Source organism: Agathobaculum sp. Marseille-P7918, assembly GCF_964248325.1.
Taxonomy (GTDB): Bacteria; Bacillota; Clostridia; order Oscillospirales; family Butyricicoccaceae; genus Agathobaculum.
The window spans coordinates 41,143-65,626 of the sequence record NZ_CAXTXI010000004.1 but is presented as its reverse complement, the minus strand read 5'-3'; the positions used below and the strand labels follow the sequence as shown (position 1 = coordinate 65,626).

At 57.6% G+C, this 24,484-nt stretch carries 23 protein-coding genes; 4 read left to right on the top strand and 19 right to left on the bottom strand.

Going from position 1 to position 24,484, the window contains the following annotated elements; translation table 11 throughout:
* Positions 1-139 precede the first annotated feature (139 nt).
* Positions 140-991: a helix-turn-helix domain-containing protein gene (locus tag ACESSO_RS07110; protein WP_373164361.1), complete on the bottom strand. Its 852-nt coding sequence runs from the start codon at positions 989-991 to the stop codon at positions 140-142.
* A 413-nt stretch (positions 992-1,404) separates the two neighbouring features.
* Here ACESSO_RS07110 and ACESSO_RS07105 point away from each other — a divergent pair, with 413 nt between their 5' ends.
* The gene (locus ACESSO_RS07105; protein ID WP_373164360.1) at positions 1,405-2,754 is read left to right on the top strand and encodes a hypothetical protein; all 1,350 of its coding nucleotides are present in this window, start codon (positions 1,405-1,407) and stop codon (positions 2,752-2,754) included.
* Positions 2,755-2,813: 59 nt separating this feature from the next.
* On the opposite strand, the gene ACESSO_RS07100 is transcribed toward ACESSO_RS07105, so the two are convergent.
* From ACESSO_RS07100 to ACESSO_RS07080, 5 genes are all read right to left on the bottom strand, one after another.
* Positions 2,814-3,680 (bottom strand): sugar phosphate isomerase/epimerase family protein, encoded by an 867-nt coding sequence (locus tag ACESSO_RS07100; RefSeq protein ID WP_373164359.1) that lies wholly within the window; start codon positions 3,678-3,680, stop codon positions 2,814-2,816.
* Between the two features lie 22 nt (positions 3,681-3,702).
* Positions 3,703-4,716: a Gfo/Idh/MocA family protein gene (locus tag ACESSO_RS07095; protein ID WP_373164358.1), complete on the bottom strand. Its 1,014-nt coding sequence runs from the start codon at positions 4,714-4,716 to the stop codon at positions 3,703-3,705.
* A gap of 253 nt (positions 4,717-4,969) precedes the next feature.
* Positions 4,970-5,953, bottom strand: coding sequence for a hypothetical protein (locus ACESSO_RS07090; RefSeq protein WP_373164357.1), 984 nt, complete (start codon positions 5,951-5,953; stop codon positions 4,970-4,972).
* Between the two features lie 18 nt (positions 5,954-5,971).
* On the bottom strand, positions 5,972-7,459 hold the full coding sequence (locus ACESSO_RS07085; RefSeq protein ID WP_373164608.1) for a sugar ABC transporter ATP-binding protein: 1,488 nt from the start codon (positions 7,457-7,459) through the stop codon (positions 5,972-5,974).
* Between the two features lie 106 nt (positions 7,460-7,565).
* Positions 7,566-8,588, bottom strand: coding sequence for a substrate-binding domain-containing protein (locus ACESSO_RS07080; RefSeq protein WP_373164356.1), 1,023 nt, complete (start codon positions 8,586-8,588; stop codon positions 7,566-7,568).
* Positions 8,589-9,143: 555 nt separating this feature from the next.
* Here ACESSO_RS07080 and ACESSO_RS07075 point away from each other — a divergent pair.
* From ACESSO_RS07075 to ACESSO_RS07065, 3 genes are all read left to right on the top strand, one after another.
* The gene (locus tag ACESSO_RS07075) at positions 9,144-10,193 is read left to right on the top strand and encodes a LacI family DNA-binding transcriptional regulator (protein WP_373164355.1); all 1,050 of its coding nucleotides are present in this window, start codon (positions 9,144-9,146) and stop codon (positions 10,191-10,193) included.
* 17 nt (positions 10,194-10,210) lie between these two features.
* Positions 10,211-10,993, top strand: a complete 783-nt coding sequence (locus tag ACESSO_RS07070) for an AraC family transcriptional regulator (protein ID WP_373164354.1) — start codon at positions 10,211-10,213, stop codon at positions 10,991-10,993.
* A 191-nt stretch (positions 10,994-11,184) separates the two neighbouring features.
* Positions 11,185-12,672 carry an ASKHA domain-containing protein gene (locus ACESSO_RS07065; RefSeq protein WP_373164353.1) on the top strand — a complete coding sequence of 496 codons (1,488 nt, stop codon included), beginning with the start codon at positions 11,185-11,187 and terminating at the stop codon, positions 12,670-12,672.
* A 57-nt stretch (positions 12,673-12,729) separates the two neighbouring features.
* On the opposite strand, the gene ACESSO_RS07060 is transcribed toward ACESSO_RS07065, so the two are convergent.
* From ACESSO_RS07060 to cbiE, 13 genes are all read right to left on the bottom strand, one after another.
* Positions 12,730-13,365 (bottom strand): corrinoid protein, encoded by a 636-nt coding sequence (locus ACESSO_RS07060; protein WP_373164352.1) that lies wholly within the window; start codon positions 13,363-13,365, stop codon positions 12,730-12,732.
* Positions 13,366-13,591: 226 nt separating this feature from the next.
* Positions 13,592-14,374 carry a sirohydrochlorin cobaltochelatase gene (locus ACESSO_RS07055; RefSeq protein ID WP_373164350.1) on the bottom strand — a complete coding sequence of 261 codons (783 nt, stop codon included), beginning with the start codon at positions 14,372-14,374 and terminating at the stop codon, positions 13,592-13,594.
* A gap of 1 nt (position 14,375) precedes the next feature.
* On the bottom strand, positions 14,376-15,014 hold the full coding sequence (locus ACESSO_RS07050) for a precorrin-8X methylmutase (RefSeq protein ID WP_373164349.1): 639 nt from the start codon (positions 15,012-15,014) through the stop codon (positions 14,376-14,378).
* On the bottom strand, positions 15,008-15,538 hold the full coding sequence (locus ACESSO_RS07045) for a cob(I)yrinic acid a,c-diamide adenosyltransferase (protein ID WP_373164348.1): 531 nt from the start codon (positions 15,536-15,538) through the stop codon (positions 15,008-15,010). The genes ACESSO_RS07050 and ACESSO_RS07045 overlap by 7 nt, the downstream gene beginning before the upstream one ends.
* Positions 15,535-17,037 (bottom strand): cobyric acid synthase, encoded by a 1,503-nt coding sequence (locus ACESSO_RS07040; RefSeq protein WP_373164347.1) that lies wholly within the window; start codon positions 17,035-17,037, stop codon positions 15,535-15,537. Before ACESSO_RS07040 ends, ACESSO_RS07045 begins: the two co-directional genes overlap by 4 nt.
* Complete coding sequence (locus tag ACESSO_RS07035) at positions 17,037-18,092, bottom strand: histidinol-phosphate transaminase (protein ID WP_373164346.1); 1,056 nt, start codon at positions 18,090-18,092, stop codon at positions 17,037-17,039. The genes ACESSO_RS07040 and ACESSO_RS07035 overlap by 1 nt, the downstream gene beginning before the upstream one ends.
* A gap of 14 nt (positions 18,093-18,106) precedes the next feature.
* Complete coding sequence (gene cbiB / locus ACESSO_RS07030) at positions 18,107-19,075, bottom strand: adenosylcobinamide-phosphate synthase CbiB (RefSeq protein ID WP_373164345.1); 969 nt, start codon at positions 19,073-19,075, stop codon at positions 18,107-18,109.
* Positions 19,066-19,401 carry a bifunctional adenosylcobinamide kinase/adenosylcobinamide-phosphate guanylyltransferase gene (locus ACESSO_RS07025; RefSeq protein ID WP_373164344.1) on the bottom strand — a complete coding sequence of 112 codons (336 nt, stop codon included), beginning with the start codon at positions 19,399-19,401 and terminating at the stop codon, positions 19,066-19,068. Before ACESSO_RS07025 ends, cbiB begins: the two co-directional genes overlap by 10 nt.
* Positions 19,398-20,186, bottom strand: a complete 789-nt coding sequence (locus ACESSO_RS07020; RefSeq protein ID WP_373164343.1) for an adenosylcobinamide-GDP ribazoletransferase — start codon at positions 20,184-20,186, stop codon at positions 19,398-19,400. Before ACESSO_RS07020 ends, ACESSO_RS07025 begins: the two co-directional genes overlap by 4 nt.
* On the bottom strand, positions 20,183-20,713 hold the full coding sequence (locus ACESSO_RS07015) for a bifunctional adenosylcobinamide kinase/adenosylcobinamide-phosphate guanylyltransferase (RefSeq protein ID WP_373164342.1): 531 nt from the start codon (positions 20,711-20,713) through the stop codon (positions 20,183-20,185). The genes ACESSO_RS07020 and ACESSO_RS07015 overlap by 4 nt, the downstream gene beginning before the upstream one ends.
* Positions 20,714-20,743: 30 nt before the next feature.
* Positions 20,744-21,802: a nicotinate-nucleotide--dimethylbenzimidazole phosphoribosyltransferase gene (cobT, locus tag ACESSO_RS07010; RefSeq protein WP_373164340.1), complete on the bottom strand. Its 1,059-nt coding sequence runs from the start codon at positions 21,800-21,802 to the stop codon at positions 20,744-20,746.
* Between the two features lie 5 nt (positions 21,803-21,807).
* Positions 21,808-23,148: a cobyrinate a,c-diamide synthase gene (locus ACESSO_RS07005; RefSeq protein ID WP_373164339.1), complete on the bottom strand. Its 1,341-nt coding sequence runs from the start codon at positions 23,146-23,148 to the stop codon at positions 21,808-21,810.
* The gene (gene cbiE / locus ACESSO_RS07000) at positions 23,138-24,331 is read right to left on the bottom strand and encodes a precorrin-6y C5,15-methyltransferase (decarboxylating) subunit CbiE (protein ID WP_373164338.1); all 1,194 of its coding nucleotides are present in this window, start codon (positions 24,329-24,331) and stop codon (positions 23,138-23,140) included. Before cbiE ends, ACESSO_RS07005 begins: the two co-directional genes overlap by 11 nt.
* Positions 24,332-24,484: the final 153 nt, after the last annotated feature.

Sequence of the window (24,484 nt, the reverse complement as noted above, 5' to 3'; positions counted from 1 at the left end):
ATCGACCTCCAAATCGTATTGGTATACCGCTGTTCCTACGATACCATGCGCCGCCCTTCAACTGTTAGGAGCAAATTGCGCAGAATTTGGATGCGATTGACTTTATCATACCGCACTGCTTCTTGTCCCCATCGACATATCAGCCCAGCGGCAGCATGCGGAATGCGCGCGGGGAAATTCCAATCCGTTCGGTGAACGCCGCAGTAAAGCTGGATTCCGACCGGTATCCCACCTCTGCCGCAACCCTCTTGACCGGCAGGTCGGTGGTTTTCAGCAGGTACTTGGCGCGATCCATTCGGCAGAGTATGACATACTCGTGCGGCGACTGCTGTGTTTGGGCGCGGAACAAGCGGATAAGATGGGACGGGCTTAGATAGACATGCGCTGCCAGGCGTTTGAGACGCAAATCCTCCCGCAAATGCGCCTGAATAAAAGCCATGGCCTCCTGCACCGGTCCCGTCGGCTCTCCCGCTGTAGCTGCCGATGCGCCCGCTATCAAATAGCACAGGATATTGTACAGCAGACGCGACTGCTCAGCATCGCTGACCGGTTGGTTGTTGGCATATTGCGACACCAGCAGCCGTACCAATGCGCCCGCCCTGTCACTGTCCGGCGCGTGATGGACAACGCTGTCACGTGCGCTGGTCAGGTATGCGCACAGTTCAAAGGCATTTGCACCCGCTATATGCATCCAGTATATCTCCACATACTCCAACGCCGCATAATAATGCGGCTCGGTGCAGTCAATCAGCAGAAGCTCTCCTGCGACAACCGTATCGCTCCGGCCGCGGTACTCCAACCTTAGTGCGCCCTTGTCCACCAGCATCAACAGCAGATTATTCACCTGACTGCGTCGGATTTTGTACCCGCGTTCACAATAATAATGCCCGCAAAAACTGATGTAGTACAGCAGTCGCTGCGTCGAAGCGCCCACCGTATGAAAGAAAATCTCCGACCCCGGCAGTACACCCGTTTCTTTCTGACAGAGCATCGCTTTCCCTCCCTTGCGAAATTTTTTATCATATCACTGAAAGCATAATAACACAATACCGAATTGTGATAAATACTTTGGAAAAATAATCATTTTTTTCTGCGTATCCATTGCAGTTTTCTACTCCATCCGGCGTCAGGCACAGCTCCCCCAACAGCCATACCACCGCATACGTCAACACGCACTTATTCTTCGTATTCTTTTATTTCTTTCCCTAAAACCTTGTCATTTTCCAACTCAATATAACCCTTATAAAATTGCACAAAAGAACCCCATACCGCCATCCCTCATCGGTTGCAGCCCTTTTTCGTCTATGCTACCATAAAACCGGGAACGGACACGGCATCTCAAATTGATGAAAATGCGCAAGCATCTCCTGCCGAGTTTCCAAATTCCTGCAAAGGAGAATGATTATGAAAGTGGACCAATTTGAAGGCGTCAATCGCATTGACCAGGGGCAAGGCGGCAACCTGATGGTGCACGGCTGGCCCGTCGAGCAATGCGTGGTTTCCGACCATGACCGCGCGATTCTCCGCGCACTCGGCGCACGGCTGCGCGAGCTGGCTGAACGGCCCTGCGAGCAGGAAAAGGCTCGTCTGTGGGCAGCACATAACGATCTGCAAACCGAACAGCCTGTCATCTTTATCGACTGTGAAAACGGCTGGAATGAAATCTTCCCATGGCGCGAAACCATCCAGTGTGAGGGTGAAATGGCCGGAGACTGGGAAATGTGGCTGCGCAAAGAAATCTACTGGGCCGAACAGCTCCGGGATGACAAGGTGGTGGAGGCCAAGCTGTATCTCCCGTACCACGCGGTGGACACCGGCTGGGGCATTGAAGAAGAGCGCATCGGCGACCCGACCAGAGGCGAGGCATATGTCTGGAAAAGTCCGCTTTCCGATCTGGAAGAGGAATACGAAGAGCTTGACCTTTCCGAAATCATCAAAACGCCGCAGATCCATGTGGACTGGGAGGCCTCGAACAAGGCGTTTGCCGCCGCCGAAGAGGTATTTGACGGCTTGCTTCAGGTTGAATTCCGCCATAAATGGTGGTGGTCACCAGATCTTTCCCTGTCCTATGCCAATCTGCGCGGCATGGAAAATATGATGTGTGATTTTTACGACTATCCAGATAAAGTACATGAAATGATGCGGCTGTTTACCGACGGCTATCTGGCAAAGTTCGATTATCTGGAGAAAAACGGTCTGCTGCCCAACAACTGCGAAAGCATGTATATCGGATCCGGCGGCATCGGCTATACCAATCAGCTGCATGGCACACCCGGACAGGTGCGGCTGCAGGACATGTGGGGTTTCAATGAAGCACAGGAAACCAGCGAGGTTTCCCCCGAAATGGTGCGCGAGTTCCTTTTGCCCTATCAGCATGAGCTTGCCGACAAATTCGGTTTGAACTACTACGGCTGCTGCGAGGGACTGGACGGACGCTGGGAATACGTCAAGCAGGCCATTCCACGCCTGCGTCGGGTCTCCGTCTCCCCCTGGGCTGACAGCCGCAAGATGAGCGAATACCTGCAAGGGGATTACGTCTACTGCTATAAGACCAGTCCGACCGATATCGCCGTGCCGCAGCCAGATGAGGATTACATCCGCCGGCATCTGCATGACCTGCTGCTGTTCTGCAAGCAGAACGGAAACCGGGTTGAGCTGCTGATGAAGGATAACCATACACTGGGCCGCAATCCGCGCAACGCATCCCGCTGGGTAGAAATCGCCCGCGAAGAGGTCGCTCGCGTATACGGCTGATACAGCATATCAAAAAGCCCTGCTATTTTCATAGCAGGGTTTTTTGATGAGAGAGGTCTTTACCAGTATTTTTCAACATGTGCGCGGGTAACTTCCGCAGCCTTCTTGATGTTTTCCTCGTTGGTCAGCTTGTAGTAGTCCGGACGGAACACCTCCATCGTGCACACGTCGCCCTCGAAGCCAATCTTCTTAAGTGTATCGGCATAACGCTTGTGGTCGAGGCAGTCGCCCGGCTCGCCTGGCCACAGACGCTTTTCATCATTGTTATACGCCGCACCGCAGGGCATGTTCTCCATTCCGTTGAGGTGCCAGACAAAAATCTTCTTTCCGTCTGCCTTTTCCAGCGCATCCCAGCCGGACGCCATCGCATGGAAGTGGTACTGGTCAAGCGTAATGCCGACCAGCGGGGAATTGACCTCCTGCACAATCGCATATGCGTCTTCGAAACGGTTGATCGACATGGTCGGACCGCCGCAGAACTCGATGGACAGCTTGATGCCGTGCGGCTCCACCTTTTTTAACATCTCACGGATGACTGCGACCGCATCCGCGCGAATCTCGTCAATCGTCGCCGGGACGGGCAGATCCATGGACGGCACAACGACAATCATCTTGCACTGCAGCTTAAGGCAGTCCGCAATGATGCGGTCGAGCTTTGCCATAACCTCGTCCTTTTCTGCCTGCGTCTGCTTCATGTTGAAGAATACCAGCGCATTATAAGACAGCATTTTCAGATGATGCTTCGGGTCGGCAAACCATGCTGCCAAATCGTCGATGGTGTACTTGCCCGCCGCAATCTCGCGGTCAAGGCACTCGGACTGGATATCAATGTAGTCAAAACCGTACTTTTCGCACAGGTCGAGGTCCTCGAGTACGGAATGGTTTTCGCAGAAGCGGTTGCAGCCTTCGTTAAATCCAATTTTCATGTTCGTTTATTCCTTTCTCCAATTATTTCTTGTAAAAATCCGGGGTGCCGCCGGTGACGACCTTTTCCGTCTTGCCGGAGGTCTGGCTCTTGACCAGCGCATCTGCGGTGATGGAAGCAACATAGCCGTCCCATGCGGAGGAACCACCGGTTTCACCCTTAACGGCATGATCGACCCAATCCTGAATCTCAACGTCGTAAGAGTCGATGAAGCGCAAAATCCAGTTGTCCTCAATCTTGGTGGATACATTGTTTGCGTACCGCACAGTCGGGAAAGACGGGCACGGCAGATTGATAACGCCGTTTTCGCACACCACTTCGCAGTTGATATCATAGCCGAAGCCGCAGTTGACGTTGACTTCGAGCACATTGACGATGCCGCCCTTGGTCTTCATAATCATGATCTGCGGGTCCTTCAGCCCCTCATGTGCCTTGGAAGAGGTCTTGGGCATGATGCACTGCACCTCGTCCCACTCGTCGCCAATCAGCCACGGCAGCACGTCGATTTCATGGATTGCGGTGTCGGTGACCGCCATCGAGGTGGTGTAGTCGGGTGCAACGCCGTCCGCGCGATGCGTGCACTTGATCACCATCGGCGCACCGAACTTGCCCGAGTCAATCAGTTCCTTGACCTGCTTGTAGCCACGGTCGTAGCGGCGCATAAAACCAACCTGTACCAGATGCTTGCCGGACGCCATCTCGGCATCCACAACCGCCTTGCAGTCCGCAGCGATGTTGGCCAGCGGCTTCTCGCTGAATACCGGCTTGCCGGCCTCGATTGCTGCGATGACCGGATCCTTGTGGAACGCACCCGGCGTGGTGACGACAACCGCGTTGACGTCCGGAGAGTTGATTGCCTCGCGGAAATCGGTATATACCTTGACGTTTCCACCGGCGATTTCCGCGCCCTTCTTCGCGCCTTCCTCAGATACGTCGCACACCGCGACAACCTGCGCACCGCGAATGCGGTTCTGAATGCGCTCGATGTGTTCGCGGCCAATCATGCCGCAGCCGATTACTGCAATATTCAGTTCCATTTTAAAGCCGTTCCTTTCCGTCGTACCGCATGCGCACATTGTCCAGCCACACGGCCGACACCATGATAATTGAATAAATGTATGTTCTCCCGGAGACGCCGCGCTCTCCTTAGATGCGCGCCGCACCGGCATTTTCTTTCCTCCGCTTCACCTCGGCAAACCAATGCCGGCGATAATGCAGGCATCCGAAGGACTGCGGCAAACACCGCAGTCCCGGATACCCGGAAGAAGAAGAGAGACAGGTTTCTGATAATTATGCGCGCTTGGCATTCTTACGCATGTCAAGCACAACCGAGCCGACGATGATGACGCCCTTGACGATATTAGTCATGTTATCGTCCACCTTGAGCATAACCAAGCCGTTGTTGATGACGCCGAGAATCAGGATACCGGCCAGTACACCGGATACGCGGCAGATACCGCCGGTATGCGAAGTGCCGCCGACCGTTGCCGCAGCGATGGCATCCAACTCGTAATTCAAGCCGGAGTTTGCCGGGTCAGCAGAGCCTGCGCGGCCTGCCAGCAGCATACCGGCGATGGCAGCGCACAGCGAACACCAAACGTAAACAAGAATCAGGTTCTTTTCCACATTGATACCGGCCACACGCGCCGCCTGATCATTGCCGCCGATGGCATATACGTTTTTGCCAAAACGGGTCTGGGTCAGCAGAAAGGCCGAGATGGCGAACATAACAAAGAACACAATGATGATAATCGGAAATGTGCCAATCTTGGCCGAGCCGAGAAAACGGAAGTCATCGGACAGGTTGGAGACCGGACGATTGGTGTACATTTTCGCGCTGGCGCGGCAGATCAACTGTGCGCCAAGGGTTGCAATAAAAGGCGGAATCTTGGTATATGCGATGATAGCGCCGTAGATTGCGCCGATGCCTGCGCCGAGCAGCAAGCCGATGAGAATAACCAGCGGAGCGGGCAGCGTGCCAACACCAGGCAGGATAGCGTTTGCGTAGTCGGACGGCTGCACAAGCGAAGCCGTGATACACGCCACCAGCGCTGCGGATGCGCCAATTGTCAGGTCAATGCCCTTGGACAGAATAGCGAACATAACGCCAAATGCCATGATGCCTTTAACCGCCTCGCCGGAAAGCAGCGTCAGCAGGTTGCTGACCGAGAAAAAGCTTGGCTGCGCGATACTCATAACAATAACCAGAACAATCAGCACCAGCCAGATGGAATTCTGAGACAGGAATTTCTTTTTATCGAATGCTTTCTGCATACCATTTACCCCTCTTTCTTATTGTTCTTCCACAGCGGGCTGATGCGGCACCTCGCTGGTGGCATATTTCAGAATCAGCTCGGACGAAAAGTCCTTGCGCTCAACAATCGCGGTCATCGTGCCCTCATGCATGACAACAATGCGGTCGGACATTCCCATAACCTCAGGCAGCTCGCTGGAAATCATGATGATCGCCTTGCCCTCTCCCGCCAGCTTGGTAATCAGCGAGTGGATTTCCGCTTTTGCGCCGACATCAATGCCGCGCGTCGGTTCATCCACTATCAAAATATCCGGATTGGTCAGCAGCCAACGCCCAACCAGAACCTTTTGCTGATTGCCGCCGGACAGATTCTGGATAGGCGTGTCTATCGACGGTGTTTTGGTGTTGAGCTTTGCGACATATTCCTCGGTATCCTCGCGCATTTTCTTGTGATTGAGCGGGAAACCGTAACTTTTCAAATTAGCCAGTACGGTATTATCCTTGACGCTCAGCAGGCCGACGATGCCGTTGCCGCGGCGATCCTCGGTCAGCAGGCCGATCTTGTTGGCAATTGCGTCCTCCGGTGACTTGATATTCAGTTCTTTTCCGTCTTTATAAATTTTTCCGCCGGTGATTTGCCGCATGCCGAAAATAGCCTCCGCTGTTTCCGTGCGTCCTGCACCCACCAGTCCGGCCATGCCGAGTATCTCGCCCCGGTGCAGTTCAAACGAGACGTTCTTCACCGCGCGTCCCGCAGATAAATTTTCCACTTTGAGAACGGTCTCTCCAATCGGACAATCCATCTTGGGGAACATGCTGGTCACCTCACGGCCAACCATGAGCTGAATGACCTTATCCACATTCAGGTTCTCCGCCCGATCAGTGGTGATGTACTCGCCGTCACGGTAAACCGTGATGTCGTCCGAAATACGGAAAATCTCCTCCATCTTATGGGAGATGTAAATGATTGCAACATTTTTTTCTTTCAGCTCCGCAATGATGCGGAACAGGTGCTCTACCTCTGCATCTGTTAAGGAAGAGGTGGGTTCGTCCATGATAACGATGCGACTGTCGTAGGAAACTGCCTTGGCAATCTCCACCATCTGCATCTTTGCAACCGTTAAATTGCCCATCTTCTCATCCGGATCGACATCCAGATTGAGCTTGCTAAACAGCTCGATGCTGTCCTGTCGCATTTTCTTATGGTCTACAATCAGGCCCTTGCGGGGTGCACGTCCCAGCCACAGGTTTTCACACACGCTGCGCTCGGGTACAGGCGACAGTTCCTGATGGATCATAGAAATACCGGAATTGAGTGCTTCCAGCGTATTCTTGAAGCGCACTTCCTTGCCTTCAAACACAATCTTGCCCGAGGTTGGCGGATGGATACCGATAAGGCATTTCATCAGCGTCGACTTACCCGCACCGTTTTCGCCCATCAGCGTATGAACGGTGCCCGGGCGCACCTTGAGCTGCACGCCCTTGAGCGCGCGCACGCCGGGGAAATCCTTGACAATATCGGTCATCTCCAGGATATATTCTTGGCTCACTGCTTTTCACCCCATTATTATTGTGTATTGGTTTCAGGAAAGGGACATCGCTTGCAATGTCCCTTTCCGCCTGCCTATGTGCTTATTCGTAATCTGCTACGTTATCCGGGGTGACGGGCTCAAACGGTACCCAAACAATGTTTCCGGTATCGTCTGTCTCATAATCGGTGCCTTCATTGATCGCATTGCCTTCGATCAGATTTACAGCTGCCTTTACGGCGCCGTAACCCTGTCCATTCGCATCCTGGAATACGGTCATTGCAAGTGTGCCGTCCTTGATAGCCTGCACGCCGTCAACCGTCGCATCGATACCGACGATCGGAATGGAAGTCGGATCCATGCCCTGTGCCTTCATCGCTTCCACTGCACCCAGCGCCATCGCGTCGTTATTGGCAATGATGCAGTCAAATTCCGTTGTGGTCAGCAGCGGAGAAATCATATCCATTGCTGTTGCCCGGTCATACTCCGCTACCAGCGGCGCGGCCGCCTCGGTTGCATTGATGCCGTTATCCGCCAGTCCCTTCAGCACGGATGCCGAGCGCTGCTCGGTATGCACCAGTCCCAATGTGCCTTGGAGCATCAGATACTTGATATCGGTTTTGCCCTTCTCCTTGAAATAGTTTGCAAGGAACTCGCCCTGATAGTATCCGGAAGTGTTCTCATCGGATACAACCGCTGCGGACTTGCCCGCTTCCAATACGCTGGTATCCGCCGGCACACGGTTTACAAAGACAACCTTCATGTCTCCGGCTGCCTCGATGCACTGCTGCGCCGTCTCTGCATCGACCAGATTGATCAGCACCGCATCATCACCAGCGTTGCGCGCGGATTCGACAAACTGAATCAGCTTACCGGTGTCGTTCTGTGCATCCTGCGAAGAAAGATTAACACCCAACTCTTCTGCCGCAGCCTTTGAACCAGCCTCCAGCGTGCTCAGAAATTCATCACGCAGCGACATGATAAGCGTCATGCTGTAACCGTCGCTGCCGCTGCCGGCTTCACCGCTCTGCTCGCCTTCCGCACTGTTAGACGCAGAACCGCAGCCCGTCAGTGTCATTGCCAACATTGCCGATGCCATCAAACCTGCAAGTAGCTTCTTTTTCATGTTTCTCCCTCAACTTTCTCTTCATTTTTCAAGCTCTGTGCACGTTCCCATTTTTTAAAAAAACGTCATTTGCTTGATGTTGATTTAGTTTTACACTGTTTTGGGTAAGTCGTCAACCACTTTTTTCTCTTTTCCACAATCTGCACAGCCTGTTCTCATGATTTGTAATGATTTTGTCTGCACAAAATTGTAATCCTATCATTTTTAGCTGATATTGCTCCAGGTTATCTTATGAACTTTTCCCCATTCTTCTGTGTCAAATTTCATTGAGCGGCGTTTTTCAAAACAGCATAAAATCTGTCTAAAAATTCACAATCTTGTTTCATTTCCGCATTTTTGTGAACTATTATCATTCTTTTTTCAAATTTATTCAGCCTTTCCTGTTGAAAAATCATTTTTTCTTTCCGCATGTTATAAATAAACTTTTTTGAAAATCCGTGCACGTGTACAATATAATGAATATTCACTAAACGAATATGAAACTGGACTTTTTTAATGCCGCATGTTATAATTCTCTTACAAAACCTCAACTGCTATATATAATGAGGTGTGATTATGTCCATTACACTCAATCAAATTGCAGAACTCTGCGGCGTATCCCGCGGCACGGTGGACCGCGCACTGCACAACAAAGGAAACGTTCGTCCGGAAATTGCGGCCCGTATCAAACGTGTCGCTGCCGAACACGGATATACCCCCAACCGGGCCGGCATGGCGCTATCACGTGCTTCCCATCCCATCCGGATCGGCGTGGTCATGCATTCCAGCCAAACCCCATTCATGCAGCTGGTTCTGGATTCCTGCCGTCGCGAAGCCAATCGTCTTTCCGCCTTCAGCACAAAGGTGATTTTCCGGCTTTCGCGCTCGCTCGATCCTGTCGAACAGGTTTCCATGATTGAAGAACTGGTCGAAGAACAGCACATCAGCGGTTTGGCAATTGCCTCCCTGCACAGCATTCTGGTTGAAAACAAGCTCAACGAATTGATTCAAAAGCGCAATCTTCCCGTTATTACCTTTAACACCGACCTGCCGCACAGCAAACGCTTTTGCTACGTTGGGCAGGACAACTTTGCCGCAGGCCGCACCTCAGCCGAGCTGATGCGGCTGGTTACAGGCGGTCACGGAATCGTCGCTCCCATTATCGGCCCTTCGGAATATCATTTCGCCTATTCCGAACGTTTGGCCGGCTTTCAAAGCGAAATCGCACAGATCGCACCGCAAATCGCTCTGCGGCAAACCAACATAGCGGCCGATGATGACGCATGCGCCATGCAGGCAACGCTTACGCTGCTGGAACAGGTGCCGGAGCTTGCAGGCATCTATGCCATCACACCCGGATACGCTGGCGTCTGTCAGGCGCTGATACAAACCGGTCGAGCGCAGGATGTCCGCTTAATCCTACACGATGAAATTACCACCAACCTGCATTATCTGAAGGATGGTGTTGTGGATTTTGTAATTGGTCAGGACGCGGAAATGCAGGGCGCGCTCCCGCTCAGCCTGCTGGCGGATTTTATACAGCTTCGTCAGCGCCCGGCAAAAGCCCATTTTTTCACTGACATCCGTGTACTTCTGAAATATAACATTGACAATCTGCTGCAATGATTAGGAGAACTTGTCTCATGTCCATACCGTCTCCCCTCTTTCAACATGCTCACGTCATCCAACACTTTATTCTTTCTCCCAAGCAAGGCAGCGGCTATTATCCATGCGCTTTTGAAAACTGGTCCTTGTTCTCATCGCTTCGCGGCTCTACCCGCGTCACCATAGACGCACAGCCCGTTGCGCTGCATGCCGGTGATCTTCTGTTGCTGCCGCCGCGATGCTGCCATGCTGTTCAAACCGGGGAAAACGCCCTGCTTTTCGCGCTTGCCTTTGAAAGTCCAGCCGAACTGTCAGCAGGCAGCTACTGCCGGCATACGATTCCGCCGATTTCCACAGCAGCATCGCTCCTGACGCTGCTTCGTTCCCCCGAGATGATTCCGGACGCACGCGACCGACTGCTGGAGGCCTTCCTGCTGCAATCGGCTGCGCTGCCGGGTTTTCATGTGATTGCGCCGCCACCCCCCTCGCTCCCGCTGAATATTCTTTCCTATATCAATACGAATTTCCGTGAGGAGCTTTCTCTGACCGACCTGACCGCAGTCTTTCACATTTCCTCCAGCCATATCATCCATGTGTTCAATCCGCTGTTCGGACTTTCCCCCATACAATATCTGATTCGCCGTCGGATTGGAGAGGCGCAGCTATTGCTGCGCAAAACCGATCTCAACGCCGCGGAAATCGCCAGTCGCGTCGGTATCATGAACCGCAATTACTTTTATCGGACTTTTAAGCGCTTCACCGGTCTCTCTCCCAGCCAGTACCGTGACCTCATCCTTCACAGCACGCCCGAAGAACCATAACCCCCCGTCAAGGGGGATTTTTTTACTCCGCAAAGCTATAACCTCTGCGCCATCCGGGTAATTTTGTGCAAGCGGTAAGAGGATTCTCCTATACGCCGTCGGATGCAGCAGGTATAATGAACTCACATGAAAAGCGAACGGTACATCGCCATTTGCACTTTCAAAAGCCCTTGTACGAAAGGAGATTTGTCATGGGAATGCTGACCATTGTGCACGGGAACTGTCGCTGCACCGTCCCCGCTGCGCCGGGCACACTGTTAAGCACACTGCTTCAACAGACAGTCCCCTCCTTTGCACTGCCCTGTTCAGGTAATCATACCTGCGGAAAATGCCGCGTGCAGGTTCAAGGGTTTGTTGAGCCGCCGGAAGCCGAAGAACGCGCACTACTTGGCACAGCAGCACTATCCGCAGGTATTCGCTTGGCCTGCTTCTGCCATCTATGCGGCGATGCCACCGTGATACTGGAACAAGCGCATTCCCCTGCCATTCTCTCGCAAAGCCGCACACCATCCCTCGTATACACGGAAACCGGCTTTGGCCTTGCGGTGGATATCGGCACTACCACCGTGGCTATGCAGCTGTTCGACCGTGCCAGCGGTACCATTCTGGCTGAACAGCTTGCTTCCAATGCACAAGGCAGCTTTGGCGCAGATGTCATTTCACGCATCCAAGCATGCAAATCCCACGGGCTGCATACCCTCTCCGGACGCATCCGCGGCCAGCTTGCGGAAATGGCGGCCGCCTGCATGCATCAGGCGGGAATATCCCATATTGCCGAGTCGGTCGTGACCGGCAATACTACTATGCTGCATCTATTTGAAGGATTGGACCCCGCTCCGCTTGCCGTTGCTCCGTTTGATGTGCCGTCGCATTTCGGCGGCAGCAGTCGGCACACACTTGCGGGCGCGCCGGTCTATCTGCCGCGCTGCATAGATGCCTACGTGGGCGCAGACACCGTATGTGCAGTTCTGGCAGCCGGCCTGCTGTCCGGCGGCGTGCAGTTTCTGGCCGATATTGGCACCAATGGCGAGCTTGCACTCGCACAAAACGGCCGTCTGCTGTGCTGCGCGACCGCAGCCGGCCCAGCCTTTGAGGGCGCGGGCTTATCCTGCGGTATGCCCGCCGCAGCCGGCGCCATCCGCGCAGTAACGCTGGAGCAAAATCAGATACGGTGCGAAACCGTACAGGATGCCCCCGCCTGCGGTATCTGCGGTTCGGGCATTTTGGACGCATTGACCGTCATGCTCCAAGCCGATGTAATGGATGACACCGGTTTTCTGGAGGAGGACTTTGCGCTGTGCGATAACGTACGCATCACACAACGAGACGTGCGCCAAATTCAACTCGCCAAAGCTGCTGTTTGCGCCGGTATGCTGACGCTTTTGGAACATGCCGCGCTGTCCCCCGACCAAATCAAACGTTTTTGTATCGCAGGCGGCTTTGGCAGCACACTCAACTGTGATTCTGCCACAGCCATCGGCCTGTTTCCTGCTGCACTGCGGGATAAAGCTGCTTTTATCGGAAACGGCGCACTCGGCGGCGCATCCATGCTGCTGATGAACCGTGCACTGCGTGCAGACAGTGAGCGCATCGCCCGCGAAGCGGCTGCGCTCTCCCTGTCTTCCAACGCTTCGTTCACCGAGCACTATGTAGCGTGCATGTCCTTTGAGCCATTTTAGCCGCTCCGCATTATCAAAAAAACCGTCCGGTATCCCGGACGGTTTTTTGATAAGTCTTTACGCCATGCACAGCGACAGCGCTACCTCAGCTGCGGAAGCGGCATCCGGCGTATAGTTGTCTGCGCCAATCTGGTCGCAAAAGGCCTGGGTAATCGGTGCGCCGCCAATCATCACCTTGACCTTATCCCTCAGCTCGGATGCCTCCACTGCCTCGACCACGCTGCGCATTTCGCCCATGGTAGTGGTCAGCAGCGCCGAACAGGCGATGATCTTTGCATCATTCTCGCGCGCGGCATCAAGAAACCGCTCTGCCGGCACATCCACGCCCAGATCAATAACCTTAAGCCCCTTGCCTTCCATCATCATGCGCACAAGGTTCTTGCCGATATCATGCAAATCGCCCTTGACTGTGCCGATAACAACCGTGCCTTTTTCCTCTACGCCGTCCGCCACAAGATACGGTCGGAGGACCTCAACGCCCTTTGTCATGGCACGCGCCGCAATCAGCACCTCGGGCACAAATACCTCATTATTCTTGAACTTTTGCCCGATCACATTCATACCATCCAAAAGCCCCTGCTCGAGAATTTCTCCGGCCGGAATTCCCTCGTCCAGCGCTTGCTGGACACTGGCCTTCACCTTCGGCGCACGGCCCTGCTGAAGCCAGGAACTGATTTCGCTTAAAATGCTCATTTCGATTGCCCCTTTTCCTTTCCGCCGTTTCGCGTTGCAGACACTTCTGTCCCGCGCGCCGGTTTTGGTTTCTGGCATTATCATACCATTCTGGCCGTCTATTTTCTTGAACGCAATTGCGGTTTTTTTGCACAATCTTGGCTTATCCCTTACGCCCCCATGCCGAGGCATAAGTGAAACGGCTCCTGCTGCATCCATCCGCAACAGGAACCGCTCTTTTTCCGCATTATTCCAATGTTTCCGCGGCGCGGCAATGGTCGGCAAAAATCTCCCCGACCGCGTCCAGCTCGCCCAGCCCGCGCAGATGGGTTTCGACCGTATAGCCCTCGCTCTCCAGACGGCTCTTCCAGCTGTCCTCTTCCGCACCCGCAAGGTCATTATGGGCATGGTCGCCCGCCACAATCATCAGCGGCGCGAGATGCACATGTGTGACCTCATGCGCGTCCAGCCGCGCGAGCACATAATCCAAATGCGGGAAGCCCTCGACCGTACCGACATACACCCGTTCAGCGCGGTGATACCGGAAGCAGTTCTCAACCAGCGCATACGCGGCATTCGCCGGATGCTCGGTGCCGTGTCCCATAAACACAAATGCCTCATCCTCCGCAAGGCGCGGCATTTCGGCCAAAAGCGCCCGCGTCAGCCGCAGATAGTCCTCGGTGTCCCATAAAAGCGGCCGGCCAATCAGCAGCCGTGCAAACCGCCCGCGATACGGACGCAGCTGCGCAAGCAGCTTTTCATACTCCTGCCCGAAAATGACATGCAGGCTCTGGCAGCGTACTTCCTCATATCCTTCGGCTGCCAAGCGCTCCATCAACTCCTCCGGAGCAGGGATGTGCACCCCCTCCTCCCGCTCGATTTTGCGGGCAACCATGCGCGAGGTAAACGCGCGGAAAAAGTCATGGTCCGGGAACGCCTTGTGCAGCCGTTCCTCGATTTTCTCGATTGCGCACCGCGCCTGCGGCATGCTGGTGCCAAAGCTGACGACCATCAGCGCTTTTTTACCCATATCAGAATCCCTCCCGCTTGACCAGCTGGTACAGCAGCGCGTTGACGATAGCCGCGGCGACGTTCGAGCCGCCCTTGCGCCCGCGCGCGATAATATACGGCGTGTTTCCGCCGAGAAACAGCTCCTTGGCCTCGACCACGTTGACAAAGCCAACCGGCACGCCGATGACAAGCGCAGGCTGCACCGCATCCTCCTCTATCAGCTCATGCAGACGGATGAGCGCGGTCGGGGCATTGCCGACGGCAAAGATAAGCGGCCCGTTCCGCTTCGCCGCGTGCTCCATCGAAACCGTCGCGCGCGTCACGCCGCGCGCTTTTGCCTCATGCGCGACCTGCTCGTCCGCCATCAGGCAGAGCGCGCGTCCGCCGAGTTTGGCCAGCGTCGCCTTGCTGATGCCCGCCAGCGCCATATTGGTATCGGTTACGACCGTTGCACCCGCCGAAAGTGCCTTTTTCGCCTGTTCGACTGCGTTTTCCGAAAAGCACAGATTGTCGGCATAGTCAAAATCCGCCGTCGTATGGATGACGCGTTTGACCACTTCCGCAACACCCGGCGCAAAGGTTCGTTCACCCAGTTCGGCAGTGATAATCTCGAAGCTGCGCTTTTCTATCTCGGCAGGCGCCATGCGTCCGTTTACCATTCGATGCCCTCCCTTGCGGCCACGCCATCGTCAAAGGGATGGCGGTGTTTAACCATTTCCGTGATATAATCCGCGCGCTGCTGCAAGCCTTCGGACGGATTTCGTCCGGTCAGCACAACCTCAAGCGTGTCCGGACGGCCGTCCAGAAAATCCAGCACAGTCTGCTCGTCCAGAAAACCGCAGGAGATAGCGGCGCACACTTCGTCGAGGATGAGCAGCCCCGCGCCCTCGCGCACAGCGTAGCCGGTCGCAGCGGCGAAGGTGCGCTGTATCGCGTCCGCTGTTTGCTTTTTCTCGTCGTCCGTCATCTGGAAGGAGAATTTGCGCACCGGATTGGCCGCAAGCATAGTTATGGTTTCCAATTTTGCCAGCGCGCGGCATTCGCCCGACGTGCCATCCTTCAAAAACTGCGCCAGCACCACCTTGCCGCCGCGTCCCGCAAACCGCACCGCCAGACCAATTGCCGCGGTCGTTTTCCCTTTGCCTTCACCGCAATATAAATGCACACAAGCCTTACTGTTCATGCGTTTCCCTCCAGAATCCGGTAAATCAAATCCATGTCGAGCGTCTGCCGGACGGTATCCGCCAAACGGTCGTATTCCTGTTCCCTATATTGCGCGGTGTCGCAAACCGCGTCTTCCAGCGACACACCCTTGTGCGCGGCGAGCGCCTGCGCCAGTCCCAGCGCGACCCCCGGCGCATCGAACACGCCGTGCAGATAAGTGCCGTAGACGTTTTCCGCCTGACAACCATCCGAAACCGTTGTGCCGTCCGCACGGGTGAGCACGGCAAACGGCAATGCCTCCGTGTCGCGCACGGTTTCACCCATGTGAATCTCATAGCCCTCGACCGCCGCGCCGGATAAACCTTCCAGCATGCCGGACAGGCATTCCACTACGCCGCGCGCCTGCACCGTGGTCTTGCGCGGACGGAACACCGTATCGACGGGCAACAGCCCAAGCCCGCGCAGACTGCCGCCGCCCTCGGTGTTCTCCGGGTCGGACACCGTGCGCCCGAGCATCTGAAACCCGCCGCACACGCCAAACACGGGTATACCCGCCGCGTGCTGCTTGAGCATCTGTGCCTCCATGCCGCTCTCACGCAGCCATTTGAGATCGGCAAGCGTCGCTTTCGTGCCGGGCAAGACAATCATATCCGCCCCTTCCAGCTGCGCGGGCTTGTCCGCGTAATAGACACCCACGCCGGGCACGCGGCCCAACGCGGCAAAGTCTGTGAAATTCGAGAGCCGCGGCAGCCGCACAACCGCAATGCGCACCGCCGCGCCGCGCGCGTCGCCGTTCAGCCGCTCGGATAAGCTGTCCTCGTCATCGATATCGAACCGTCCATATGGCACCACGCCCGCGACCGGCTTGCCGGTCAGTTCTTCGAGCTGCGCCAAACCGGGACGCAAAATCTCCACATCGCCGCGGAATTTGTTAATGATGAGCGCACGGATGCGCGCCTGTTCGTCCGGCTCCAGCAGCTTTACCGTACCGTAAAGCGAGGCGAACACGCCGCCTCGGTCAATATCGCCCACCAGCAGCACGGGCGCGTCCACCAGCTTTGCCAGCCCCATATTGACGATATCGTCCTGCTTCAGGTTGATTTCCGCCGGACTGCCCGCGCCCTCAATGACGATAATGTCGTACTCAGCCGCTAAGCTGTCATACGCCTGCTTGACCACCGGCAGCAGCGCCCTTTTATCGCCCCAGTATTCGCGCGCGGTGCGGTTGCCGCGCGCCTGTCCCATCACAATGACCTGCGAGCCAACGTCGCTCGTGGGCTTGAGCAGAATCGGGTTCATGCGCACATCGGGCGCAACGCCCGCAGCTTCGGCCTGCACGACCTGCGCCCGGCCCATTTCGCCGCCATTGGCCGTGATAAATGAGTTGAGCGCCATATTCTGCGCCTTAAACGGCGCGACGCGCCAGCCATCCTGCCGGAAAATGCGGCACAGCGCCGCGCACAACAGGCTTTTGCCCGCGTTCGAGCAAGTGCCCTGCACCATGATGCACCGCGCCATCAACTTTCCTCCTTTTGGATTTCATCGAGCGCCGCGAGCAGCGCGTCGCTTTCTTTTCGCGTCTTGACCGCCGTGCGGTAATAGCCACGCGTCAGGCCACGGTAATTTGCGCAGTCGCGTATCAGAATGCCGCGCCGCGCGAGTTTTTCCTGCAAATCCGCGTCTTGCGCGCGGAACAACAGGAAATTTGCTTCGCCCGGACAGACCCGCAGTCCGCGCACAGCAAGCTGTTCTGTCAGATACGCCCGTTCGCCCGCAATCCGCACGGTGCTCTCCTGCGCAAAACCATGCTCCTGCGCGCACGCCACCGCGCATGCCTGCGCGATGACCGACACGTTCCACGGCTGCCCCGCGCGGTACAAGCCCTCGATGAGCGCCGCATCCGCCGTCATGCACCAGCCAAAGCGCACACCCGGCACAGCGTACATCTTGGTATACGCCCGCAGCAGCACAAGCGACGGAAATGCATCCAGATAAGGCGCAAGCGTCTTGCCGCCCTGCACAAAATCGAGAAAGCACTCGTCTACCATCAGCCGCGCGCCTGCTTGCGCGCACCGAGCAGCAATCTTCTGCAGCAGTACGGGGGCAATCGTGCGTCCGGTCGGGTTGTTGGGGTTGCACAGGTAGACCGCGTCCATTTCAGGTGTGATATCCTGCAAAATTCGTTTGGTAACCGCAAAACCCTCGTCCGAGCGCAGTGTGTGAAAGCGAATTTGCGCGCCCTCGAGTGTGCGCTCATACTCCGCAAAGGTCGGCGCGAGCAGCAGCGCGGTTTTGGGACGCAGAACAGCCGCCAGCCGGTCGAGCACATCCGCCGCACCGCTGCCGCAGTAAATGCGGTCGGGGTCGATGCCCTCTGCCGCGCCTATCTCCTGCCGCGCCGTGCGGCAGAACGGGTCAGGGTACTGTGTGCAGGCGTCAATCGCGTCCAGCATCGCCTGCTTGACGCGCTCCGGAATGCCGTAAGGGTTGATATTGGCTGATAAGTCCACCGGCGCGCCCCCAAAGCGCGCAGTGTAGGAATACACGTCGCCGCCGTGTACATATTCGGGCATGGGGTTCCTCCTTTTTATCCAAGCGGCGACCAGACCGGCATCAGACGCACTACCGCGCACAGCACAAGCGCCAGTACACTCGCCATACTCATCAAATCGCAGGTCTGCAAGATATCCGTGCGCCGCACCACACGGTCCGGGTTGCCGAACGACGCTTTTTTGATTGTTTTTCCAAAGTAGCTTGCATCCCCGCCAAGCTGGATATGCAGCGCGCCCGCGCACGCGGACTCGGTCTGCCCGGCGTTCGGGCTTTTGTGACCATTGCGGTCGCGCCGGCAAATGCGCAGCGCGTTGCGGTTGTCAAGCCCCAGCATACCCGCCGCCGCAATCAGGCAGACGGCAGCCAACCGCGCGGGAATAAAGTTGAAAACATCGTCCATACGGGCGGAAAACTTGCCGAAATACTCGTATTTTTCGTTGTGGTAGCCGACCATCGAGTCGAGCGTGTTGACCGCTTTGTACAGCAGCCCCAGCGGCGCGCCGCCGATGAGCAGGAAGATGAGCGGCGCGACCACGCCGTCGGTCGTGTTCTCCGCAACCGTCTCCACCGCGGCTTTGATGACGCCTGCCTCATCCAGTTCTCCGGTATCGCGGCCGACATACATCGCCACCGCCTTGCGTCCGTCGTCCAGCGACTGCCCCAGCGCGCAGTATACCGTCTTACCCGCATCGGCAAGACATTTTCGCGCCAGAATCAGCCAGCAAAGCAGCGTTTCGGCTGCAAAGCCCAGCCAGAAGTTCTGTCCGCGCAGCCAGCGCAGCGCGAAAAACGGTACGGCAAAGCTGACGCCGCACACCATCAGCCACAACAGGACACCAGCGGCGGTCTCGCCGCCTTTCGTCTTGGGGAACACGCGCCGCAGGATTTTTTCAGTGAGCGACACCAGCCGCCCAATCAGGCAGGCGGGATGCAAAGCGGTGTTCGGGTCGCCCAGCAGACTATCAAGCAGAAAGCCGAGCAGCACGGCACAGGTCAGGTACATGGTTTGTCTCCTTTGATATATTGCGGGATGCCCGCCGTCACGCGCACGACTGCGTCCGCCTGCTCTGCCAGCGCGCAGCACAGCCGACCGACCGCCTCACGATAGGCTTCGTCTGCGCGGTCAATCGGCACCACGCCGCAGCCGACTTCGTCGCAGGTGACCGCGTGGCCGCATAAAGAATCCAGCAGCGCCATCGGGTCGCGCCCGGCGGCAAGCTGCTCCCGCACGCGCACATGCAGATTTTCCGCAAGCGGCAGCGCGGGATACCGTGTGCGCGCAAGCGCGGCCTTGCCCTGATGCGCCCCGCCGACAATGAGTACCGTCATAACATTAACCCTCCAAACGCGGCGCAAGCGAGCGCCAAAACCTCGGATACCGAAATGAAAAATCCGGCCAGGTCGCCCGTGATGCCGCCGAAAATACAGCGGGCCAGCTGTTCATGCACGCCATACCACACCAGCAGCACGATGACGAGCACCTTGCCTGCCGTCAAACCGTGCGGCACGGCATACAGCAGCAGTCCGGCTGCGGTCAGATAGAGCACAAACTCCAGCATCAACGCGATGGCGACCGCTTTTTTGTCGCTGTTCTCCGCGAACAAGTGCGCAAGGCCGGAATCCTTCGCGCAAGGCGTGAGTACGACCTTGCAGCCGCCCAGTGTGCGCGCAAGTGCAAAACCGACAAGCGCCAGCGGCAGCAACGCGGGCGCGCGGTACACCTGCGCAAAGCAGCCGGTTTCGGCCAGCAAAAAGGCAATCAGCCACATCGGACCGAACGCGCCGACGTGCGGGTCTTTCAAAATCGCCAGCCGCTTTTCCCGGTCGCCGTAGGAGCAGAGCGCGTCGCAGGTATCGCACAGTCCGTCCAGATGGATGCCGCCCGACACAAACAGCGGCAGCAGCGCCGCCCCGACCGCGTAGAACAGGCCGTCCGCGGCAAAATGCGCGCAGAACGCGAACCACAGCCACTCAAGCGCGCCAATCAGCACGCCGACCAGCGGCAAAAAGCCCAGCGCCCAGCGCATTGTGCGTTTTTCCCACTGCACCTGCGGCACGGGTACGACCGAGTACATGGAAAATGCGACCAGAAGGCCGCTCCACGCGCTTTTCATGCGTTTTTCTCCCCTTTCAGCGGCAGCAGAATGCCGCAGACCGACTCATAAACTGCATCCGCCCGCGCGGCAAGCGCGCAATTCAGTGCCGCGAGGTCGCGGGTATATTGCGCCGTTTCCGGCGGATAGTCAACGCCGTCGGAAAAGATTTCATCCGTCACCACGACCAGCGTTTCGCAGCAGTCTTGCAGATGCGCTATCGCTGCAAGGATGCTGCCGAACGCCGCGTCGCCCGCGCCATCGGGCGCAAAGATTTCATTTGCCAGCAGATTGCCCAAATCCTCGAGCAGAATCCCGTCATACCGCTGGGAAAGCGATAGATTTTGCAGGCCCAGCGGACACTCGACCGTCTCAAACCCCTTTCCCTCCCGCAGCGCGCGGTGCCGCGCAATGCGCGCCTGTGCCGCCGCGCCAAAGGGCTGCATGGTCGCCAGATACAACCGGGAGGACGGCACACACTCGCACAGCAAGCGCTCCGCATGCGCGGATTTCCCACTCGCCGCACCACCAGTCACCAAAATCAGCATATTTTGCGCACGACCTCCCACTTATGCTTTCTATACGAGCGGTTGATAGGCTTCTATCCCCACTTCGTCAAAACGCGGCATACCGTCATAGGCCGCAAACACCAAATCAAGCAGGCTGACCGCCGCAACCGCGCCTGTACCTTCACCCAGCCGCATACCCGCCGTGATAAACGGCTGAAGCTCCAGTTCGCGCAGCAGCAGCGCGCCTGCCGGTTCCTCCGAACGATGTCCTGCAAGCAGATATCCCCGCACTTCGGGACACAACCGCACCGCGACGAGCGCCGCCGTACAGGAAATGACGCCGTCGAGCACGACAGGCAGACCGCAAGCCGCCGCGCCGAGGTATAATCCGGCCAGTCCCGCGATATCCAGCCCGCCGACCTTGTGCAGCACGTCGAGCGGATCGCTCGGGTCGGGCCGATGCAGCGCCAGTGCGGTTTGAATCGCATGCACCTTGCGTTCCAGCCCTTCCGAGGACAGGCCCGCGCCGCGGCCGGTCACGGTTTCCACGTCCGCGCCGGTCAGTACAGCGGTCACGGCGGCACTCGTCGTCGTGTTGCCGATGCCCATTTCGCCGCCGCACAGCAGGTCATACCCTTGCGCGGCGCACCACTGTGCCAGCTCTATCCCCGTTTCAACGGCCCGCACGGCCTCCGCCCGCGTCATAGCGGCCTCCTTTGTCATATCCGCCGTGCCGTACCGGATTTTGCGGTGCAAAATCCTTTCACCGTACACGTCGCGCGCCACGCCGATATCCACCGGAAAGCTGTCCATCCCGATATGACGCGCCATCAGGCAAACCGCCGACTGGCCGCGTCCCATGTTTTCGGTCACGGTCGCGGTGACCTCCTGCCCGCACTGGGTCACGCCTTGCGCGACCACGCCGTTATCCGCGCAGAACATCACAACCGCGCGCTTGGCAATCGAGGGACGCGGCGTGCGCCGGATGGCGGCAATCTGCGCGACTGCATCCTGCAACAGCCCCAGACTGCCCAGCGGCATCGCAATATCGGAAAAACGCTGCGCCGCCTGCGCGCGGCTGTCCTCGCACAGCGGGCGCACCGCTGCAATCCCCTGCTGCAAATCCATGTTCTTCATCCTTTCTGCGCCGAGCGGCGCACGAACTGCGCGGCAAACGCCGGGTTTGCACGAAAATACAGGTGCGGAAAGCCCGCATAGAGCGTTTCCGTCGCGTGGACGCACGCCCATGCGCGGCCGTTCGGCTTGACCGCGTCAAAATCCGCGCCCTCATCGCTCGACACCGCATAATGAAACACATGCGCGCGCATCTGCTCCCCTGCGCGGCACAGCAGGTTATCCCGCCGCGCGGTCAGCGTCACATAGCCGAAGGGCTGTAGCTTTTTGGTCAAATGCGCATCCGCATCGATGACACCGGCCATTTCCGTCCCGTCCAGCGTGCGGTGCAGATAGAGAAAGCCGCCGCATTCCGCAATCGTCGGCAGGCCGCCGCGCACGGCGGCACGGATGCTTTCGCACATTGTGCGGTTTGCCGCCAGACGCGCCGCGTGCAGTTCGGGATATCCCCCGCCGAGATATAAGCCGTCGATTCCGTCCGGCAGTTTCTCGTCTGCAAGCGGGGAAAACGGCACCAGCTCCGCGCCGAGCGCCCGCAGCACGTCAAAGTTATCCGCATAGTAAAAACAGAACGCGCGGTCCTGCGCGACCGCGATACGCACCGGCTTGTCCGCCACTGGCGCCACCGGCGCAGTCTCGTCCGCAAGCGGCGGCGCAGTACACGCGAGCGCCAGCAGACCGTCAAGGTCCAGCCCTTCCATAGCCGCATCGGCCAGCCGGTCGAGTCTTTGCTGCAAGTCTCCGATTTCCGCCGCAGTCACAAGGCCGAGGTGTCGGTCGGGGATTTCCGCATCCGGTACCGGCGGCAAAAAACCGTAAACCGGCAGGCCCGCTTTTTCCGCGATTGCCCGATAAAACGGGTACATTGCCGCGGTTACGCCGTTGAGAATCACCCCGGCAAGCGTGTTCGGCGCAAAATCCCGAAACCCTTTGATTTCCGCCGCGAGCGACAGCGACTGCCCGCGCGGACGGACAATCAGCACGGCAGGCGTATCGGCCGCGCGCGCGACATGCGCCGCCGAAGCCGTGTCGGTCGTGCCGGAAACACCGTCGTAAAAGCCCATCACACCCTCGATGATGCCGATGCCGCCCGTCGGGATGTGACGCGCCAGTTGTCCGCGCACCTCGCCCTCATCCACGAAAAATAAATCGAGGTTGCGGCTGGGAATGCCGAGCGCCTCGGTATGGAACATCGGGTCGATGTAATCCGGCCCGCACTTGAAGGCCGCAAGCGGCACACCGCGGCGCTGCAAAGCACGCAGCAGCGCGGTCGTGACCGTCGTCTTGCCGCAGCCCGAGCCGGTGCCCGCCAGCAGCAGGCGGGGCGCATTATTCTGCATCTTTTCCCCCTCCCGACAGAATGAATACCGGGTTGAGCGCGGTCATCATAGTATACGGCCCGACGGCGCGCCCGCGCGACGCGGCCAGCTGGGACACTTCGACACCCGCAAAGCCGAGGTCAAGGAGCGCGTGCCGCGTCTCTTCCAGCGTTTCCAGCGCAATTGCAGTCACAACCACGCGCACGTCAGGATTTTTGCTCCTAGCCAGCTCCAGAATGCGCCGCATTGCGCCGCCGCTGCCACCGACGAACACACAGTCCGGCGCGGGCAACGCCTCCAGCGCTTCGGGGGCGCGTCCTGCTATCACTTGCACGTTATATCCGCCCAGCTTGCGACGGTTTTCTTCCAGCAGTGCCAGCGCGTCTGCGTCCCGCTCGACCGCGTATACCATGCCGTCGCACGCGCGGCGGGCAAGCTCGAGCGTCATCGCGCCCGTTCCCGCGCCCACATCCCAAACCGTGTTGTCCGGCTGCACGGCCAGCCGTGCGCACGCCGTCCAGCGCACTTCCTCCTTGGTCATGGGTACCTTAGCCCGCATAAACATGCTGTCACGCAGGGGTTCGGCCGCGTTTACCGCACCGGGATGCGCAATCAGCAGCACGGCGAGGTCACCGCAAGGCTGCGCGGCAAGTACTTCTGCCGTCGCAGTCTGCACACGCTCGCTCTCCATACCAAGATTTTCTCCCAGATGGACGGTCAGCCCGCCGAGTCCCGCATCCACAAGCGTCCGGCACACGGTCTGCGCGTTCTGCGCCCCGCCGGTCAGCACAAACACCTTTTTGTGATAGCTGACCGCACCGAGAATGCTACCCGCGCGCCCGTGCAGGCTGCGCACGCACACATCGTCATAGGAAACACCCAGTTTTGCACAAAAATATTGCAGACTGGACAGGCCGCACACCAGCCGAACGTCCCCGTGCGGTGCAAGCTGCTCCCTCAGCCGCGCCGCCGCGCTGAAAAAGCCCACGTCGCCCGAAACCAGCACCGCGACCGTTTGTCCATTTGCCCCCACCGCGCGCGCGGCGAGTTCGGTAAACGGACAAATCTCCGTCTCCGGCCCGATGGACGCAAGCCGATGCGTGGCAAGCACGGCATCCGCCGCATCCAGCGCGCGGCGGGCTTCACCGGTCAACGTGTCCGGCGTACCCATCCCTGCGCCGATGATAAAAAAGAGGCGATTCATTTCCGTTCTCCTTTCGGTAAGAGCGATAGCGCCCGCGCCCCTCTGGGGCAGGCAACCGCGAAAGTTGTTCTGATTCCGCGAGGTGGGCGGCAGACAGAAGCAGGAAACGCATTTTGCGCGCAGCGCGCCCTCAAGGGAAAGAGAGTGATTGAC

Bases quoted from the DNA above. Each gene is read 5' to 3' on its own strand.
- ACESSO_RS07095 (WP_373164358.1), bottom strand. From the start codon at position 4,716: ATGGAACTGAATATTGCAGTAATCGGCTGCGGCATGATTGGCCGCGAA.
- ACESSO_RS07105 (WP_373164360.1), top strand. From the start codon at position 1,405: ATGAAAGTGGACCAATTTGAAGGCGTCAATCGCATTGACCAGGGGCAA.
- ACESSO_RS07090 (WP_373164357.1), bottom strand. From the start codon at position 5,953: ATGCAGAAAGCATTCGATAAAAAGAAATTCCTGTCTCAGAATTCCATC.
- ACESSO_RS07040 (WP_373164347.1), bottom strand. From the start codon at position 17,037: ATGGCGCGGTGCATCATGGTGCAGGGCACTTGCTCGAACGCGGGCAAA.
- ACESSO_RS07015 (WP_373164342.1), bottom strand. From the start codon at position 20,713: ATGCTGATTTTGGTGACTGGTGGTGCGGCGAGTGGGAAATCCGCGCAT.
- ACESSO_RS07005 (WP_373164339.1), bottom strand. From the start codon at position 23,148: ATGCAGAATAATGCGCCCCGCCTGCTGCTGGCGGGCACCGGCTCGGGC.
- ACESSO_RS07020 (WP_373164343.1), bottom strand. From the start codon at position 20,186: ATGAAAAGCGCGTGGAGCGGCCTTCTGGTCGCATTTTCCATGTACTCG.
- cobT (WP_373164340.1), bottom strand. From the start codon at position 21,802: ATGGATTTGCAGCAGGGGATTGCAGCGGTGCGCCCGCTGTGCGAGGAC.
- ACESSO_RS07075 (WP_373164355.1), top strand. From the start codon at position 9,144: ATGTCCATTACACTCAATCAAATTGCAGAACTCTGCGGCGTATCCCGC.
- ACESSO_RS07025 (WP_373164344.1), bottom strand. From the start codon at position 19,401: ATGACGGTACTCATTGTCGGCGGGGCGCATCAGGGCAAGGCCGCGCTT.
- ACESSO_RS07110 (WP_373164361.1), bottom strand. From the start codon at position 991: ATGCTCTGTCAGAAAGAAACGGGTGTACTGCCGGGGTCGGAGATTTTC.
- cbiB (WP_373164345.1), bottom strand. From the start codon at position 19,075: ATGTACCTGACCTGTGCCGTGCTGCTCGGCTTTCTGCTTGATAGTCTG.
- ACESSO_RS07050 (WP_373164349.1), bottom strand. From the start codon at position 15,014: ATGGTAAACGGACGCATGGCGCCTGCCGAGATAGAAAAGCGCAGCTTC.
- ACESSO_RS07045 (WP_373164348.1), bottom strand. From the start codon at position 15,538: ATGAACAGTAAGGCTTGTGTGCATTTATATTGCGGTGAAGGCAAAGGG.
- ACESSO_RS07060 (WP_373164352.1), bottom strand. From the start codon at position 13,365: ATGAGCATTTTAAGCGAAATCAGTTCCTGGCTTCAGCAGGGCCGTGCG.
- ACESSO_RS07055 (WP_373164350.1), bottom strand. From the start codon at position 14,374: ATGGGTAAAAAAGCGCTGATGGTCGTCAGCTTTGGCACCAGCATGCCG.
- ACESSO_RS07070 (WP_373164354.1), top strand. From the start codon at position 10,211: ATGTCCATACCGTCTCCCCTCTTTCAACATGCTCACGTCATCCAACAC.
- ACESSO_RS07035 (WP_373164346.1), bottom strand. From the start codon at position 18,092: ATGCCCGAATATGTACACGGCGGCGACGTGTATTCCTACACTGCGCGC.
- cbiE (WP_373164338.1), bottom strand. From the start codon at position 24,331: ATGAATCGCCTCTTTTTTATCATCGGCGCAGGGATGGGTACGCCGGAC.
- ACESSO_RS07085 (WP_373164608.1), bottom strand. From the start codon at position 7,459: ATGACCGATATTGTCAAGGATTTCCCCGGCGTGCGCGCGCTCAAGGGC.
- ACESSO_RS07080 (WP_373164356.1), bottom strand. From the start codon at position 8,588: ATGAAAAAGAAGCTACTTGCAGGTTTGATGGCATCGGCAATGTTGGCA.
- ACESSO_RS07100 (WP_373164359.1), bottom strand. From the start codon at position 3,680: ATGAAAATTGGATTTAACGAAGGCTGCAACCGCTTCTGCGAAAACCAT.
- ACESSO_RS07065 (WP_373164353.1), top strand. From the start codon at position 11,185: ATGGGAATGCTGACCATTGTGCACGGGAACTGTCGCTGCACCGTCCCC.